General features: G+C 47.8%; 2 protein-coding genes and 2 pseudogenes. All 4 read left to right on the top strand.

The window, feature by feature from the left end:
* On the top strand, positions 1-1,032 hold a 1,032-nt coding region (locus tag CF596_RS14340), incomplete at its 5' end, for an IS66 family transposase (protein ID WP_143228714.1).
* A 31-nt stretch (positions 1,033-1,063) separates the two neighbouring features.
* Positions 1,064-1,408, top strand: a pseudogene (locus CF596_RS14335) (transposase); the annotation flags it as partial.
* Complete coding sequence (tnpB, locus tag CF596_RS14330) at positions 1,405-1,740, top strand: IS66 family insertion sequence element accessory protein TnpB (RefSeq protein WP_000618091.1); 336 nt, start codon at positions 1,405-1,407, stop codon at positions 1,738-1,740. The pseudogene CF596_RS14335 and the gene tnpB, both read left to right, overlap by 4 nt.
* Before the next feature lie 74 nt (positions 1,741-1,814).
* A pseudogene (locus CF596_RS14325) lies at positions 1,815-2,677 on the top strand (IS66-like element ISAba25 family transposase); the annotation flags it as partial.

Below are 2,677 nucleotides of genomic sequence, written 5' to 3'. Positions count from 1 at the left end.
TATGTGATTGATAAAGGCATTGCTTCACCTGAACTGCTCAGCCATGTGCTGGTATCGAAGTATGCCGATCATTTACCGCTGTACCGTCAACGTCTGATCTATCAGCGGGCGGGAATCGAGCTTTCTAGATCAACGTTATCTGACTGGATAGGTCGCTGCGGTGTAGAACTGGAGCCTCTGGCCAATGCCTTAAAAGAGGTGGTGCTGCAACAGCAGGTGCTGCATGCAGATGAAACACCAGTCACCATTATGCGGATGGGTGATGATGAGAAAAAACCGAAGAAAGGTTATGTCTGGGCCTATGCCACTACACAGTACAATCCAATTCAAGCCGTGATCTATGACTTTCAAGATAGTCGTTCAGGCCAGCATGCTGAAGAGTTCTTGAAAGGCTGGCAGGGCTATCTGGTCTGTGATGATTACAGTGGTTATAAAGCACGCTTTAAATCAGGCCAGGTCATTGAGGTGGGCTGCATGGCCCATGCACGTCGTAAATTCCATGAACTGCATGTGACCGGGAAAAGTCAGGTCGCTGAACAGGCATTGGTGCTGATTCAGAAACTGTATGCGATAGAAGCAGAACTCAGGAAAAAGACCGATGGTACGGCAGAACAGCGCCGCGAATACCGACAACAGCATAATCAACCGGTGATGCAACAACTGTATGAATGGCTTAACCAACATCAACTGACTGTGCCATCGAGTTCTCCAACCGCCAAGGCCATCAATTACAGTCTGAAGCGTTGGCCAGCTTTAAGCCGCTATCTGGATGATGGCAATCTACCTATAGATAATAATTGGGTGGAAAACCAGATGCGACCTTGGGCGTTGGGACGTAAGAATTGGCTATTTGCAGGTTCGCTGCGCAGCGGTCAGCGAGCAGCCAATATCATGACATTAATCCAGTCAGCAAAGCTGAATGGGCTGGATCCGTATGCCTATTTAAGTGATGTTCTGAAAAGGTTGCCGACACATAAAGTGACCCAAATAGAAGAATTACTGCCACACCGCTGGAAATCCAACTCAAATTAAAAAATAGGCATGGGATTCAGCGGACGCTTACAAAAAACGCCGAAAATACAGCAAAGAATTCAAACTCAGTATTGTCAATGCCTGCAAAAATCCTAATACCTCGATCGCTTCGGTCGCACTGCAACATAGTATTAATGCCAACCTTGTCAGTCGTTGGATCAGGATCTTCAGCCATCATGAGGGTGCCGTGCAGGATCCTACTCATGTGAATCCAGCATTTATTGCTTTGCCTTACACTGCTGCAATCAGCCAACCTATTGATGAGAGGATCACGTTGTGTATCACCGTGCCTCATACGAATAATGATATTCAGCTAAAATGGCAGACATCAGAAATACCTGCCTTGGCAGAATTACTCAAGGCACTTGCAACATGATCCGCATTGATGAAATCTGGTTGTCTACTCAGCCCATGGACATGCGTGCAGGTATGGATACGACCATGGCTCAGGTGGTGAGAGCCTTTGGCTACATCAAACCGCATTGTGCTTACCTGTTCTGTAATAAACGTGGCCATCGCATGAAAGTGCTGGTACATGATGGATTGGGCATCTGGCTGTGTGCCCGGCGGCTGGAACAGGGCAAATTTCACTGGGCTCAAGTTCACCAAGGTGAAACCGTGGCCCTCAGCCCGGAACAGTTACAGGCACTGATCCAAGGTTTGCCCTGGCAGCGCATTGGACGACAGCAGGTGGTGACGATGCTTTAAACCAGGCTGTTCCATTCTGCTATTCTCCAAACGTTCTATTTCATTCTTCTCATGACCTCAGGCATACTGCGGTCATGAATACGCTGCCTGACTTAAGCCAACTGACCCATGAACAACTGCTGGAATTCACCAGGCAGTTGGCGCTGCAGCATCAGTCTCTAGCACAATCAAACCAACAATTGGATGCCAAAGTTCAACATCTTTCTATTCTCAATCAAAAATACGAGCATGAACTGGCGCTGTTTAAAAAGCACAAATTCGGCAGTAAAAACGAACATCTCACCGCAAAACAAATCCATCTCTGGGATGAAGCGGTTGAAGAAGATATTGCCGCGGTTGATCTAGAACTGGAACGGCTAAATGCAGATAAAACCAATGCAGCGACACAGAAAGCCAAAACCAATAAACCTAAACGTCGACCACTGCCAGATCATCTACACACCATCCGTATTGAGCATGAACCTGCATCAACCCAATGTGCTTGTGGCTGCCAACTCCGTCGTATCGGCGAAGATGTCAGTGAAAAACTGCATTTCAGACCGGCACAGTTCTATAAGGAACAGCATGTGCGTGGTAAATGGGTCTGTGATCAGTGTGACACTCTGACTCAGCAAGCGATGCCCGCCTATGTGATTGATAAAGGCATTGCTTCACCTGAATTGCTCAGCCATGTGCTGGTATCGAAGTATGCCGATCATTTGCCGCTGTACCGTCAGCGCCTGATCTATCAGCGGGCGGGCATTGATCTGTCCAGATCCACTTTATCTGACTGGATAGGTCGCTGCGGTGTAGAACTGGAACCTCTGGCCAATGCCTTAAAAGAGGTGGTGCTGCAACAGCGGGTGATCCATGCAGATGAAACACCGGTCACCATCATGCGGATGGGTGAGAATAATAAAAAACCGAAGAAAGGTTATGTCTGGGCCTATGCCACTAC

This window comes from Acinetobacter sp. YT-02 (assembly GCF_002412355.1).
In the GTDB taxonomy this organism is placed as follows: domain Bacteria; phylum Pseudomonadota; class Gammaproteobacteria; order Pseudomonadales; family Moraxellaceae; genus Acinetobacter; species Acinetobacter towneri.
Note: the sequence above shows the minus strand (reverse complement) of the source record. Positions and strands in the feature narration are given on the sequence as shown.